The following is a 12,834-nucleotide window of genomic DNA, read 5'->3' as shown; positions in this document are numbered from 1 at the left end:
GGTTCGGGGGCGGTAACCGGTCGGGGGCCGGCGGCCGGTTCGGAGGCGGCGGTGGTCGGTTCGGGAATGCCGGTGACCGGTTCGGAGGTGGCGGTGGCTGGTTCGGGGGTAGCGGTGGCCGGGATGGTCACCGGGAGACTCCCGAGACCAGCGTGCCGAGCGTCTCGGCCGCCGCGCCGAGTTCGGCCTCGGTGACGTCGTTGACGAACACGGCGCTGCCGATGCCGACCGGGAGCGGCAGCCGCTGCTTGCCGTCGCGGTGCCGCACGGTGTCGCGCAACGCGTCCACCAGCACCTCCGGCGTGCACAGGGGGTGCCAGGCGGGCAGCCCGAGGCGGGCCATCACCCCGAGGACGCGGTCGCGCTGGTAGGCGCTGACGAGTCCGCGGCGCTCGGCCATGACCGTGGTGAGCGCCATGTCGACGGTCACGGCCTCCCCGTGCAGCAGCGCGGGCAGCGCGTGCATCTCGATGGTCGGGCTGAACGTGTGCCCGTAGTCGACCACCCGTTCCAGGACCTTCTCCCACAGGTTGGGCTGGAGTTCCTCCAGCATCCCCTGGATCGCCCGCTCGACCACCTCGGTCGCGGGGTCCAGGTGCAGTCCGCGGGCCGCCAGCCGCTGGTCCACCGGTACGTCGGCCGGGGTGGGGCCGACGGCCGCCGGACTCTGTAGCTTGGTGCTCAGCAGATCGGCGCCGTGCTGTTCCAGCAGGTCGAACAGACGGGCGTCCTTGATCAGCGCGATCTTGAGGATCTCCGCCAGCCCGTTGCTGATGTGCCGTGCGTCGAGCGTGGCCAGGAACGACCGGTCCAGCAGGGTGCGGTCGGCCGGGAAGTAGGTGCCGAGCCGGTTCTTGTGGCCGTTGTGGTTGACGCCGGTCTTGGCGCCGACTCCGGCGTCCACCAGTCCGATCAGGGTGGTGGGGATGCGGATGAACGGGGTGGAGCGCCGGTAGAGGCTGGCGGCGAAGCCGACGATGTCCATCAGCACGCCGCCGCCGATGGCGATGACGGGTTCACGGCGGCGGTCGATGCCGAAGGCGTCGAGGGCCTCCGCCACGTGCAGCACCGCGTTCACCGACTTGTGCGTCTCGCCGTCGTCCAGCACCAGCACTCGGTGGCCGACCCCGTGGTGCTCGAAGTAGGCGCGGATCCGGTCGCCGTAGAGTTCGTCGACCACGCGGTCGGTGACGACGAAGCGCCGCTGGCCGCCACTGCTCGGGGCGTCCTCCAGGATGGTGGTGTTCTCGGGGTCGAGTAGGTTCTCGCAGGCCCGTATCTCGTACTGCACCGGGTTGCTGGTCTGCACCGACCAGTGGGTGACCGGGCTGCCCACGGCAAAAAGGCCGTCGTTGTCACGTGTGGTCCGGGTTTCCTGCTGCATCAGGCTTCCGCCTCCGACGAAGAGTCTCGGTTCGGGTTCGTCGCGAATCCGGTCGGGGCAGTTCGTTCGATGATCCGCGCCGCGAAGCCCTCAGGGCCGCGTGCGCCGGATCCGGCCACCTCACCGTGGCCTGCCCCCCGTCGCCGTGTCGACCCTGACACAACGTTTGATGCGCACGCAAGGACATGATGTGGATTTCGGTGGAGCGGGCGGCCGAAAGTCGACCCAGAGGCGTGGATAAATGCGCCTCTGTCTGCGCATATTGACCGGATGCCGAGATCCGGGATGGCTTGAAGTGGTCAACGCATGCATGCTTCCGCAAGGAATGAGGTCGTCCGCCTCGTATCGGTGCGGGGGTGCGGGGGTGCGGCGGTGCGGGGGTGCGGCGGTGCGGCGGTGCGGCGGTGCGGGGGTGCGGCGGTGCGGGGGTGCGTCCGGGCGGTGGCGCGCCGGCTGGGACGTGAAAGGCCCCCCGTTCGTTCGACGGGGGGCCTGGCCGGGCGGGGGTTACTGGTCGAGGGTCGGTGCGTACCGCAGTCGCGCGACGACCGAACTGGTCCGGCTGTCCACGGACGCCACCTCCAGGGCCATGCCGACCTCGCGGCGGAAGAGGTTGCCGATGTCCGCGACCGTGGACCGGCCGGCGTCCGTGATGCGCACCACCACGCCCCTGCGGTCCGTCCCGTGGGCCCCCTTCTGGGCGAGGCCCCGGGTCTCCAGGCGCTGGGCGGCACGGGTGGCCGAAGACTGGTTGAGACCGAGGAGCTGGGCGAGTTCGTTCATGCGGATGCCCGCCGGGTCGCCGTTGCTCAGCGCCCGCAGTGCGAGGAAGTCCGTGAGGCCCAGGTCGAAGTCCTCGGAGAGCCTGCGGTCCAGCGTCGTCCCGACCTCGGCGACGAGAACCGACAACTGGCTCCACAGTTCGACGCTGTCTTCCTTGCGCGTTCGCATGATGTCGCCTTTCGGGGTGCCCGAGGGGTCCGCCGTCCGCCGGAGGACCTTCCGGGCACGGTGAGGGAGGGGCAGGCTCGGTCCCGGGGCGGCCGGGACGGGCAGGCCGTACCCAGGGTACGAGGCGGTGGCAACCAAGGAAACCCTCCTGCCATCCGGCTTTTACATGCCCGCACAAAGAGATTCACGGTTCCTTGAACCGGTGACCTTTCGACGGCCAACTTCTGCATGGGAGAACCCCAGATGAGAGGCCATGCGGGGTGATCGTCCCAGGCTCGGTCGACGCCTTTGTTCCTTGCGCGCGCATCGACATTGCCATACTGTCGCCCTCGGCCGGCCCCTGGTCGCGAGCAGGTGGCCGCAGTCCGAGCATTCGTGTTGCCGTGCGGTGCCCAGCACCCGGCGCACCATTCCAAGGGGGAACCATGCTCAACACCGGCACGGCGTCGTCGTCCACACCGGTGCTCTCCGGCCTGCCCACGGCGCGGGCCGTGGACCACTACGCCTTCACGGTGCCGCACCTCGACGAGGCCATCGCCTACGTCACCGGTGTGCTGGGAGGCGAGCTCTGCTACCGGGAGGGGCCGGTCGAGGACCCCGTCGGCGACTGGATGACCCGCAAACTGGGCGTCCATCCCCGGGCCACGGCCCAGGTCGCGCTGGTCAGGCTCGGCCCGTACAGCAATCTGGAGCTCTTCCAGTACACCGCCCCCGGCCAGTCGGTCGCGCCGCCCGGCCCGAACGACGTGGGCGGCCACCACCTCGCCCTCGCGGTGGCGGACCCGGACCTGGCCGAGGAGCACCTGCGCCGGGCGGGCACCGTCCGCCTCGGTCCGCCCGACGCCCTCGACGGGGCCCGGCGCTGGTTCCTGACGCCCTGGGGCATGCTGCTCTCGCTGCGTGGCCCCGGGCCGCGTTCCCACGGAAGCTTCGTGCCCGGTCCGGTGCGGTACGCGAACGCCGTCCAGCGGTCGCTGGGCCTGCTCGGCGTGGAGCACGTCGGCTACACGGTCGCCGACCTGGACGCCGCCACCGCCTTCTTCACCGACGTGCTCGGAGCGGAACCGGTGGAGCACACCGAGGGTGCGACGGACGGGGCGGAGGGGCACTGGCCGCCCGGCGTCGAGCGGTCCCGGCGGACGCTGCTGCGCACCGGTCCGACCGCCAACTGCGAACTGACCCAGAGCGGGACGGGCGCGCTGCGGTCCCGGCCGCCGGGCAACAGCGACGTCGGCGGACATCATCTGGCCTTCTACGTGGACGACGTGGACGCGGCCGCCTCCTATCTCCGCGAGCAGCGGGGCGTACGGCTGATGGGCGACCCGGAGACCATCACCGAGGGCCCCATCGCGGGTGACCGCTGGCTGTACTTCAGCACCCCGATCGGCATCCAGATGGAGATCATCAACATGCCGGACGGAACGCTGCCGTACGAGACCCTGACCTCGGCCCGCCGCGCCACACCCGGCGGCCTGCGCTGGCACGACCGCCCCTGACGCCGGGCCCGACTGCCGCGCCCCCTAAGAGCAAACGTTTCTTCGTGCGACCCGGACACCCCTGACCGACCAGGGCCGGCCGCCCGGCACGGCGTCACCGCCGCCCCCCACCCGCAACCGACCCGCGGGAAACCGGGCCCCCGCCACGCCAGAACCTTCCCGGCCGGGCCGGCACCGGCCGCACCCCGCTCGACCCCGCACGGCATGCCGACGCGGGCCGACGCCGGCCCCCGGACGGACCCGGCGAGCACGCACCCAGCACGTACGGGATCCCGCGAGCGAACCCCGCACGAACGGAGTTCGCCCCCCACGGGACCCGTGTACGAACTCCGCGCGAGCGGGGCTCGCCCCGACGGGTCTCGTGTACGAACCGCGCGCGCAGTCCTCCGCGCGCCTTTCCACTGTCACCACCCCATCACCGCAAGGACTCGCTCATGTCTTCGCCCGATCTCACACCCCCCGACTCCGCCCCCACCGCCCTCGCCGCCGTCCCGGTGGGCCGGCGCGTGCACCGTCGGACGTTTCTCTCCGGCACCGCCGCCGCGGGAGGTGCGCTCGCGGTCACCGCGGCCGGTCTGACGCCCGCCGTCGCGGCCGGGACGGACCACCCGGCAGCCCCCGCCACCGCGGACCCGGTGCCCGTCACCGTGCGCCCGGCGGACCGGCGCTACGCCGACCTGCGGCGCGGTACGAACCAGCGCTGGGTCGGCAGCCCGGACCGGATCGTGCTGGCCACCTCCACGGCCGACGTGGTACGGACCGTGCAGCAGGCGGCCGACTCCGGCAGGCGACTGGCCGTCCGCAGCGGCGGCCACTGCTACGAGAACTTCACCACCGACCAGGACATCACCGTCGTCCTCGACCTCTCCCGGATGGACGAGATCTCCTACGACACGCGGCGCCGGGCGTTCTCGGTCCGGCCCGGCGCCCAACTCGGCCGCGTCTACGACCGCCTCTACAAGGGCTGGGGCGTCTACCTCCCGGCCGGCAACTGCCCGACCGTCGCGGCCGGGGGACACATCCAGGGCGGCGGCTACGGTGCCATGAGCCGGCGCGACGGACTCGCGGTCGACCACCTCTACGGCATCGAGGTCGTGGTCGTCGACGCGGACGGCACCGCCCGCGCGGTCACCGCGACCCGCGAACCCGGCGACCCCAACCGGGAGCTGTGGTGGGCCCACACCGGAGGCGGTGGCGGCAACTTCGGTGTGGTCACCCGCTACTGGCTGCGCTCCCCGGACGCCACCGGCAGCGATCCCGCCGCCCAACTCCCCACGCCCCCGCGCGAGGTATGGCTCAGCGAGGTCGCCTGGCCCTGGGAACAGCTGACCGAGGCCCGTTTCACCCGGCTGATGTGGAACCACGGCGACTGGCACACCCGCAACAGCGCGCCGGACTCCCCCTACACGGCCCTGTTCAGCCAGCTCAAGCCCTTCCACAAGTCGGCCGGCGCGGTCGTGCTCGACTCGTTGATCGACGCCGGTGTCCCCGGCGCCGAACGGCTGCTCCAGAACTACGTGTCCGAGGTCGGTGCCGGGGTCGGCGTCACGCCGGAGGTCCGTCAGTACCGGCGGGTGCCGTGGCTGCACGCCACCCAGTGGCCGGGCTTCACCGGTCCGGACCCCACGGTCAGGTTCAAGGGCAAGTCCGTCTACGCCCGGCGCACCTACACCGACGCCCAGATCGCCGCCGCGTACCGGCACCTGACCCGCGACGACTTCCACAACCCGGGCGCGCTGCTCATGATCGCCTCGTACGGCGGCAACGTGAACCGGGTCGCCCCCGACGACACGGCGGTGCCGCAGCGCGACTCCGTGCTCAAGTACCAGGTCGTCTCGCTGTGGAACGACGCGGCCGACGACGAGGCCAACATCGCCTGGGTCCGGGAGTGCTACCGGGACATGTTCGCCGCCACCGGCGGTGTGCCGGTGCCGAACGAGACCAACGACGGCTGCTTCGTCAACTACGCCGACGTCGACCTCGCCGATCCCCGCTGGAACACCTCGGGCGTGCCGTGGCACGACCTCTACTACAAGGACGGCTACCGGCGGCTCCAGAAGGTGAAGGCCGCCTGGGACCCCACCGGGTTCTTCCGGCACGCGCAGTCGGTGCGGCCCGCGTGACCCCGTCCACCCCAGCCCGCTCTCACACACCGAGGTGATCCTCGTGTCCACTGCTCCCGCCGAATCCGCCGAATCCGCCGAATCCGCCGAATCCGCCGAATCCGCCGAATCCGCCGAATCCGCCGAATCCGTCGGCGGCGGATCAACCGCCTCCGCCGTGCCGGGGCGCGCGTCCCGGCTGCCCTCGCTCACCGGGATGCGGTTCTTCGCCGCCTTCCTGGTCTTCCTGTTCCACCTGTCGCTGCTCGACGCCTACTCCACCACCGGCGAGGGCCACGGCCCGTTCGCCGCCGCCCTGAAGAACGGCGGCTGGGCCGGTGTCACCTTCTTCTTCATCCTCAGCGGCTTCGTCCTGACCTGGTCGGCCAGGGACAACGACACCTCCCGCGCGTTCTGGGGCCGTCGGCTGGTCAAGATCTACCCCAACCACGTCGTCACCTTCTTCCTCGCGCTGGCCTCCTACGCCTACGTGTCGGCCACCTGGGGGCGGGGCATCCCCAACTTCCTGCTGCTACAGGCCTGGATACCGCGTGACGACGTGTTCTTCAGCATCAACAACCCCAGTTGGTCGCTCTCCTGCGAACTCGTCTTCTACCTGCTCTTCCCGGCTCTGAACCGCGCGGTCCGCCGGATCCGCCCCGAACGGCTGTGGTGGTGGGCCGCCGGGACCGGTGCGGCGATCGTGCTGCTGCCGCTGGTCGTGCAACTGCTGCCGGCCGGGCAGACGTTCGGGCCGCACCACGCCAACTCGCCGCTGTACGGGCACTCGATCACCCAGATGTGGCTCGTGTACATCTTCCCGCCGGTCCGGGTGCTCGACTTCCTGCTCGGCATCCTGATGGCGCGGATCGTGCTGGCGGGCCGGTGGGCCGGACCGGGGGTGCTGCCGGCCCTGGCGCTCACGGTGGCGGCGTACGCGGCGAGCCTGTACGTCCCCTTCCTCTTCTCCCTGAACGCCGTCGTCGTGGTCCCGTTCGCCCTGCTGATCTCCGCCGCCGCGGCACGGGACGCGCAGGGCCGGGGGACCGCGGTGAGCGGACGCGTCTGGGTGTGGCTGGGCGAGGTGTCGTTCGCCTTCTACCTGGTGCACCAGATCCTGCTGTCCGTCACGCAGGAACGGTTCGGCTTCCGGACGGCCCACTCGCCGGCCGAGGCCGTCGGTGTGGCCGCCCTCGTGGCCGCGGTGAGCCTGCTGCTGGCCTGGCTGCTGTACGTCGGCGTCGAGCGGCCCGCGGTACGGGCCTGGGCGCGCCGCGCCCGGACGGCGCGGCAGACGTCCGCCACGGCGACTTCGGACGCCTCCCGGCCGCCGCGGGACGACAGCGACCGCGCCGTCACCGTCGGCACGACCTGACCCGCGCCGACAAGGAGGCCGCCACCATGCCGCTGCCCGTCTTCGCGATGATGCTCTGCACCTTCTGCATCGGCACCGCCGAGAGCGTCGTCGCCGGCATCCTGCCCGCGATCGCGCGGGACGCCGGTGTCTCGCTGACCGCCGTCGGCATGCTCATCAGCGTGTACGCCCTCGCGGTGGTGCTGCTCGGCCCGTTCGTCACGGCGGTCACGGCACGGTTCCGCCGGAGTCTGCTGATGCCCGGCATGATGGGCGTGTTCGTCCTCGGCAACGCGCTCGCCGCGCTCGCCCCCGGTTTCGGCTGGCTCGTCGCCGGCCGGGTGACGAGCGCGGTGGTGCACTCCACGCTCATCGCCGCCTTCGTCGCGACGGCACGGGACATGGCGCCCGCGGACCGCAGGGCCGCCTGGGGGGCCAAGGTCACCCTCGGCATCGGACTGTCCAGCATCGCCGGTGTCCCGGCCGGCACCCTGATCGGGAACGCCTTCGGCTGGCGCGCCACCTTCTGGGCGCTGGCCGCGCTGAGCCTGGCCGCCGCGCTGCTGCTGACACTGAGCACGGTGCCCGACGCCCCACCGCCGGCCGCCGCCCCTGCGGCGACCGTCCCGCACGGGGAGACGGCGGACGGCGGACCGCACGGCGGGGCTGCGGACGGCGGACCGCACGGCGGGGCTGCGGATCGTGGCGCGCGCGGGTGGTTCGGCGCGGCGGACCGTGGAGCGCGCGGGTGGTTCGGCGCGGCGGGGCCGATGCTGCTCGTCGCCCTGGTGATCGTGCTCGGCACGGGAGGGGTGTTCGCTCTCTACACGTACGCCTCGCCGTACCTCACCGGGTCCGCGGGTTTCGCGCCGCGGGCCGTCACCGTGCTGCTCCTGCTCTACGGTGCCGGCGGCATCGCCGGCAACACGGTCGGCGGCCGGGCCGCCGACCGCTTCCCCCGCCGGACCGTGCTCGTGACACTGGGCGCGGCCACGGCCGGCCTGCTGCTGCTCGGCCTGCCGGTCACCGGGAAGTGGGCCGTGGCCGGTCTGTTCTGCCTGCTGGGAGCCGCCTACTTCGCCACCATCCCGGCCCTCAACACGCAGATGGTGGCCGCGGCCGGTCCGTCGTCGCCGACCATGGCGCTGACCGTCAACAACTCGGCGTTCTGCGTCGGTATCGCGCTCGGCAGCTGGCTCGGCGGGGTCCTGCTGGCACACGGCCGTGCCGTGCCCTCCGTGGCCGCGGCCGGTGCCGCCCTGACCGCGGCCGCCCTGCTGCTCGCCCTGGCCACGCCGGGCCGCCGGCGTCGGAGCGGGGCAGCGGACCGGGAACAGGACGGGGCCGTGCGCCCGGGGCGGTCGGACCCGGCCGTCACGGGCCGCCCTCGCTGACTGTCACGCGCGGTTACCATGGTCACTTCACGCCGGGGACCGGAAGGGAGGGGCGGACATGCTGAGAGAGGTCACGGCGACTCGCTACGTCGCGCCCCTGCACTCCGGCGGCTCCGTGCCCGGGGTCGTCGAGGCGGACGATCTGGGGACGTACGTCGTGAAGTTCACCGGGTCCGCGCAGGGGCGCAAGGCGCTGGTCGCCGAGGTCATCGTGGGGGAGCTGGCGCGAGCGCTCGGGCTGCGCTTCCCCGAGCTGGTGACGGTGCGCTTCGACCCCGCCATCGCCGCGCACGAGCCGCACCAGGAGGTGCGCGAACTGCACGCGGCCAGCGCCGGAGTGAACCTCGGCATGGACTTCCTGCCCGGTGCGAAGGACTTCACCCCGGAGATCGCCGAGGTCTTCCCCGTGGACCCGGTGGAGGCGGGCCGGATCGTCTGGCTGGACGCCCTCACCGTCAACGTCGACCGTACGGTGCACAGCTCCAACCTCATGGTCTGGCCGACCCTCGGCGTCGCGCCGCCGCGCCTGTGGCTCATCGACCACGGCGCCGCCCTCGTCTTCCACCACCGCTGGGACACCTCGACGCCGGAGAAGGCGTACGACTTCCGCCACCACGCCCTCGGCCGGTACGGCCCCGACACCCGGGCGGCCGACGCCGAACTCGCGCCGAGGGTGACCGAGCGGCTGCTCAGGGACATCCTCGACGAGGTGCCGGACGCCTGGCTCACCGACTCCGACGCCGGTTTCGGCACCCCCGACGAGACCCGCGAGGCCTACGTCGGCTACCTGCTGGCACGGGCGCGGAGCTCGGCCGGCTGGCTCCCCACCGACTTCCCGGGCCGCGACCAGCTCGCGTCCGAGGAGGCCGCCCGCGCGGCCAGGAGCCGGCAGGGCCGCCCGGCCTGGCTGAAGCAGGTGCCCGACCTGCACGGAAAACCCGCGGCCCAACAGGATTGGTCGGTGCACCTCGGATGAACGACAGCCGGCGCGTCGAGATCGAGTACTGCACCCGGTGCCGCTGGCTGCCGAGGGCGGCCTGGCTGGCGCAGGAGCTGCTGACCACGTTCGAGACCGAGCTGACCGAACTGGCGCTCAGGCCCGGCAAGGGCGGCGTCTTCGTCGTCCGGGTCGGTGACGAGGTGGTGTGGGACCGGCGCGAACAGGGTTTCCCCGAGCCCACGGCCGTCAAGCAGGCCGTACGCGACCGAGTGGCCCCGGGGAAGCCCCTGGGCCACTCGGACGGACCTGCCGTTCCCTAGCCCCTGAGGCGCTGGTACGCGGGCAGGGTCAGGAAGTCCGCGTAGTCCTCGTCGAGCGAGACCTGGAGCAGCAGGTCGTGGGCCTGCTGCCAGTGGCCCGCCGCGAAGGCCTCCTCGCCGATCTCGGCGCGGACCGCGGCGAGTTCGTCGGCGGCGATCTTGCGGGCCAGCTCCGGGGTGGCCTTCTCGCCGTTCTCGAACTCGACACCCGCGTTGATCCACTGCCAGATCTGGGAGCGGGAGATCTCAGCGGTCGCGGCGTCCTCCATGAGGTTGAAGATGGCCACCGCGCCGAGTCCGCGCAGCCACGCCTCGATGTAACGGATGCCCACCTGGACGGCGTTGACCAGACCGGGGTAGGTCGGCCTGGCGCCCAGCGTGTCGATCGCGATCAGGTCGGCGGCCTCGACGTGGACGTCCTCACGCAGCCGGTCCTTCTGGTTCGGCTTCTCGCCGAGGACCCGGTCGAACGACTCCAGGGCGATCGGGACCAGGTCGGGGTGGGCGACCCAGGATCCGTCGAAACCGTCGTTCGCCTCGCGGTCCTTGTCGGCGCGGACCTTCTCGAAGGCCACCTTGTTGACCTCGGCGTCCCGGCGGGACGGGATGAAGGCCGCCATGCCGCCGATCGCGTGCGCCCCGCGCTTGTGGCAGGTGCGGACGAGGAGTTCGGTGTAGGCCCGCATGAACGGGGCGGTCATCGTCACCGCGTTGCGGTCGGGAAGGACGAACTTCGGGCCGCCGTCACGGAAGTTCTTGATGATGGAGAACAGGTAGTCCCAGCGGCCGGCGTTCAACCCCGAGGCGTGGTCGCGCAGTTCGTAGAGGATCTCCTCCATCTCGTACGCGGCCGTGATCGTCTCGATGAGCACGGTGGCGCGGACGGTGCCCTGCGGGATGCCGAGGTGGTCCTGCGCGAACACGAACACGTCGTTCCACAGCCGGGCTTCGAGGTGCGACTCGGTCTTCGGGAGGTAGAAGTACGGTCCCTTGCCGAGGTCGAGCAGCCGCCGGGCGTTGTGGAAGAAGTAGAGCCCGAAGTCCACGAACGCGCCGGGCACCGGCTCGCCGTCGACCTCGATGTGCCGCTCGTCCAGATGCCAGCCGCGCGGCCGCATGACGACCGTGGCCAGCTCCTCGTCCGGACGCAGGGCGTACGACTTGCCGCTCGCCGGGTCCGTGAAGTCGATGTTCCGGGTGTAGGCGTCGATCAGGTTCAGCTGGCCCAGGACGACGTTCTCCCAGGTCGGCGCGGAAGCGTCCTCGAAGTCCGCGAGCCAGACCCTGGCGCCCGAGTTGAGGGCGTTGATGGTCATCTTGCGGTCGGTGGGTCCGGTGATCTCGACCCGCCGGTCGTTCAGGGCGGCGGGGGAGGGCGCCACCCGCCAGGACTCGTCCGCGCGGATCGCGGCGGTCTCCGGGAGGAAGTCGAGCGTCGAGGTGCGGGCGATCTCGGCGCGGCGCTCGGCGCGGCGGGCGAGGAGTTCGGCACGGCGCGGCGAGAACCGCCGGTGCAGCTCGGCGACGAAGGCGAGCGCCGCGTCGGTGAGGACCTCCTCCTGCCGGGGCAGGGGCGTGGCGTCGACGATGGCCGGCGGAGACGGCGCTGGTGCGGACATGAGCTGTCACTTCCTTCAGCGGTGGCACCGGGTGCCAGTCGTTCCGGGTGGAGCGAAGCACACCCGATCAGGGGCCGGGTGCTTCTGATCAGTGGATACTAGTTTCCTCATTGTGGAAGTTCAATGGTTTGTTGATGTCGAGATTCTTCGAGTCGAGCGAAGGTGGCGCTCGGTGCCGCCCCGTTCACTCAAGGTGGCTCAGGTCGGCCTCGGTGTCGATGTCGTACGGCGCCGCGACGTCCCCGCACTCGACGAGCGCGATCGCCGCCTCGTGGGCCTTGAGGTAGGCGCGGGCGCCCCGGTCCCCGGTCGCGGTCGCGGCGATCCCGGCCCAGTGTCCGGCGCCGAACAGCACGGGATGCCCGCGCACCCCGTGGTAGGCCGCCGACACCAGCGACGACTCGTCCCGGAACGCGGCGGCGACCCGCGCCACCGCGGCCGCCCCGATCCCCGGCTGGTCCACCAGCGCCACCAGTACGGCGCGTACCCCGGTCCCGGCCAGTGACTCCAGCCCCACCCGCAGCGAGGACCCCATGCCCGCCGCCCAGTCCGGGTTCTCCACCACCACGCAGCCGTCGAGCGCGGCCCGCTCCCGGACGTCGTGCGCACGGGCCCCCAGCACCACGTGGACCGGCCCGCAGCCGCCCGCGCGCAGCTCGCCGGCCGCGTACTCCACCAGGGGCCGTCCCCGGTGCGTCAGCAGCGCCTTGGGCCGTCCGCCGAGCCGTCTGCCGCCGCCGGCGGCGAGCAGCAGCCCGGCGATCTGGTGATGCGTGTCTGTCATGCGTCCTGCATACCCGACAGCGGGTCGGACGGCCGGTTCCGCGGGGCTGAATTTCGGTCCGCGCTGTAGCGCTTTCCGCGCGGAAGGGCGTTTACTGACCCGCGTCCCCAGGCGCCCGACCAGCGCCACGGGACACCTGGTGAGGGGGGAGAGCTGTGTTGCGGAGCTTGGGACAGAGGCCAGTGACCGGCAGCGACGAGGATCCGAGGATCACGGAACTACGCACGGCGGTCTCCCGGCTGCGCCGCGAACTGGCCGCGCACCCGGCCGAGTTCCCGGACCGCGCGATAGCCGAGGACGAACTGGCGGCCCTGGCGGCGATGGCCACGGGCGGCATCCCGGAGATCCCCCGCCTGCGCAGCTCCCTGTTACTGATCGCGGGAGCGATCGGCTCGGTCAGCGCGCTGTCACGCGGCCTGTCCGGTGTTCGCCAGGCGGTCGACCTGTTCGGCGAGACGCCGCGACCGTGAGCGCCCCGAAAGGGCGCTGG

11 protein-coding genes are annotated in these 12,834 nt (G+C 72.0%); 7 read left to right on the top strand and 4 right to left on the bottom strand.

Annotated features, from left to right (window positions below; translation table 11 throughout):
• Window positions 1–127: 127 nt before the first annotated feature.
• Both AAW13_RS00615 and AAW13_RS00605 read right to left on the bottom strand, forming a co-directional pair.
• Window positions 128–1,384 carry a sedoheptulose 7-phosphate cyclase gene (locus AAW13_RS00615; RefSeq protein WP_046726870.1) on the bottom strand — a complete coding sequence of 419 codons (1,257 nt, stop codon included), beginning with the start codon at window positions 1,382–1,384 and terminating at the stop codon, window positions 128–130.
• Window positions 1,385–1,891: 507 nt separating this feature from the next.
• Complete coding sequence (locus AAW13_RS00605) at window positions 1,892–2,335, bottom strand: MarR family winged helix-turn-helix transcriptional regulator (RefSeq protein ID WP_046734646.1); 444 nt, start codon at window positions 2,333–2,335, stop codon at window positions 1,892–1,894.
• Between the two features lie 425 nt (window positions 2,336–2,760).
• Here AAW13_RS00605 and AAW13_RS44600 point away from each other — a divergent pair, with 425 nt between their 5' ends.
• From AAW13_RS44600 to AAW13_RS00575, 6 genes are all read left to right on the top strand, one after another.
• A complete protein-coding gene (locus AAW13_RS44600) occupies window positions 2,761–3,831 on the top strand; it encodes a VOC family protein (RefSeq protein WP_046734644.1) in 1,071 nt (356 codons plus the stop codon).
• 434 nt (window positions 3,832–4,265) lie between these two features.
• Window positions 4,266–5,954, top strand: coding sequence for an FAD-binding oxidoreductase (locus tag AAW13_RS00595; protein ID WP_079178658.1), 1,689 nt, complete (start codon window positions 4,266–4,268; stop codon window positions 5,952–5,954).
• Window positions 5,955–5,997: 43 nt separating this feature from the next.
• The gene (locus AAW13_RS00590; RefSeq protein WP_276207579.1) at window positions 5,998–7,308 is read left to right on the top strand and encodes an acyltransferase family protein; all 1,311 of its coding nucleotides are present in this window, start codon (window positions 5,998–6,000) and stop codon (window positions 7,306–7,308) included.
• A 26-nt stretch (window positions 7,309–7,334) separates the two neighbouring features.
• Window positions 7,335–8,681, top strand: a complete 1,347-nt coding sequence (locus tag AAW13_RS00585; protein WP_052768726.1) for an MFS transporter — start codon at window positions 7,335–7,337, stop codon at window positions 8,679–8,681.
• Between the two features lie 58 nt (window positions 8,682–8,739).
• Window positions 8,740–9,657: a HipA family kinase gene (locus AAW13_RS00580; protein WP_046733365.1), complete on the top strand. Its 918-nt coding sequence runs from the start codon at window positions 8,740–8,742 to the stop codon at window positions 9,655–9,657.
• Window positions 9,654–9,941, top strand: coding sequence for an Rdx family protein (locus tag AAW13_RS00575; RefSeq protein WP_046733364.1), 288 nt, complete (start codon window positions 9,654–9,656; stop codon window positions 9,939–9,941). Before AAW13_RS00580 ends, AAW13_RS00575 begins: the two co-directional genes overlap by 4 nt.
• On the opposite strand, the gene aceB is transcribed toward AAW13_RS00575, so the two are convergent.
• Together aceB and AAW13_RS00565 are read right to left on the bottom strand one after the other, a co-directional pair.
• Window positions 9,938–11,560, bottom strand: coding sequence for a malate synthase A (gene aceB, locus AAW13_RS00570; protein WP_046733363.1), 1,623 nt, complete (start codon window positions 11,558–11,560; stop codon window positions 9,938–9,940). The genes AAW13_RS00575 and aceB overlap by 4 nt on opposite strands.
• 184 nt (window positions 11,561–11,744) lie before the next feature.
• Entirely contained in the window at window positions 11,745–12,344 is a 600-nt protein-coding gene (locus tag AAW13_RS00565; RefSeq protein ID WP_046733362.1) for a nucleotidyltransferase family protein, read from the bottom strand.
• A 155-nt stretch (window positions 12,345–12,499) separates the two neighbouring features.
• Here AAW13_RS00565 and AAW13_RS00560 point away from each other — a divergent pair, with 155 nt between their 5' ends.
• Window positions 12,500–12,814, top strand: coding sequence for a DUF5955 family protein (locus AAW13_RS00560; protein ID WP_079178657.1), 315 nt, complete (start codon window positions 12,500–12,502; stop codon window positions 12,812–12,814).
• Window positions 12,815–12,834: the final 20 nt, after the last annotated feature.

The organism is Streptomyces humi (assembly GCF_001005085.2).
Classification (GTDB): Bacteria; Actinomycetota; Actinomycetes; order Streptomycetales; family Streptomycetaceae; genus Streptomyces; species Streptomyces humi.
The sequence above is the reverse complement of the archived record's forward strand: the minus strand, read 5'-3'. Positions and strand labels throughout refer to the sequence as shown.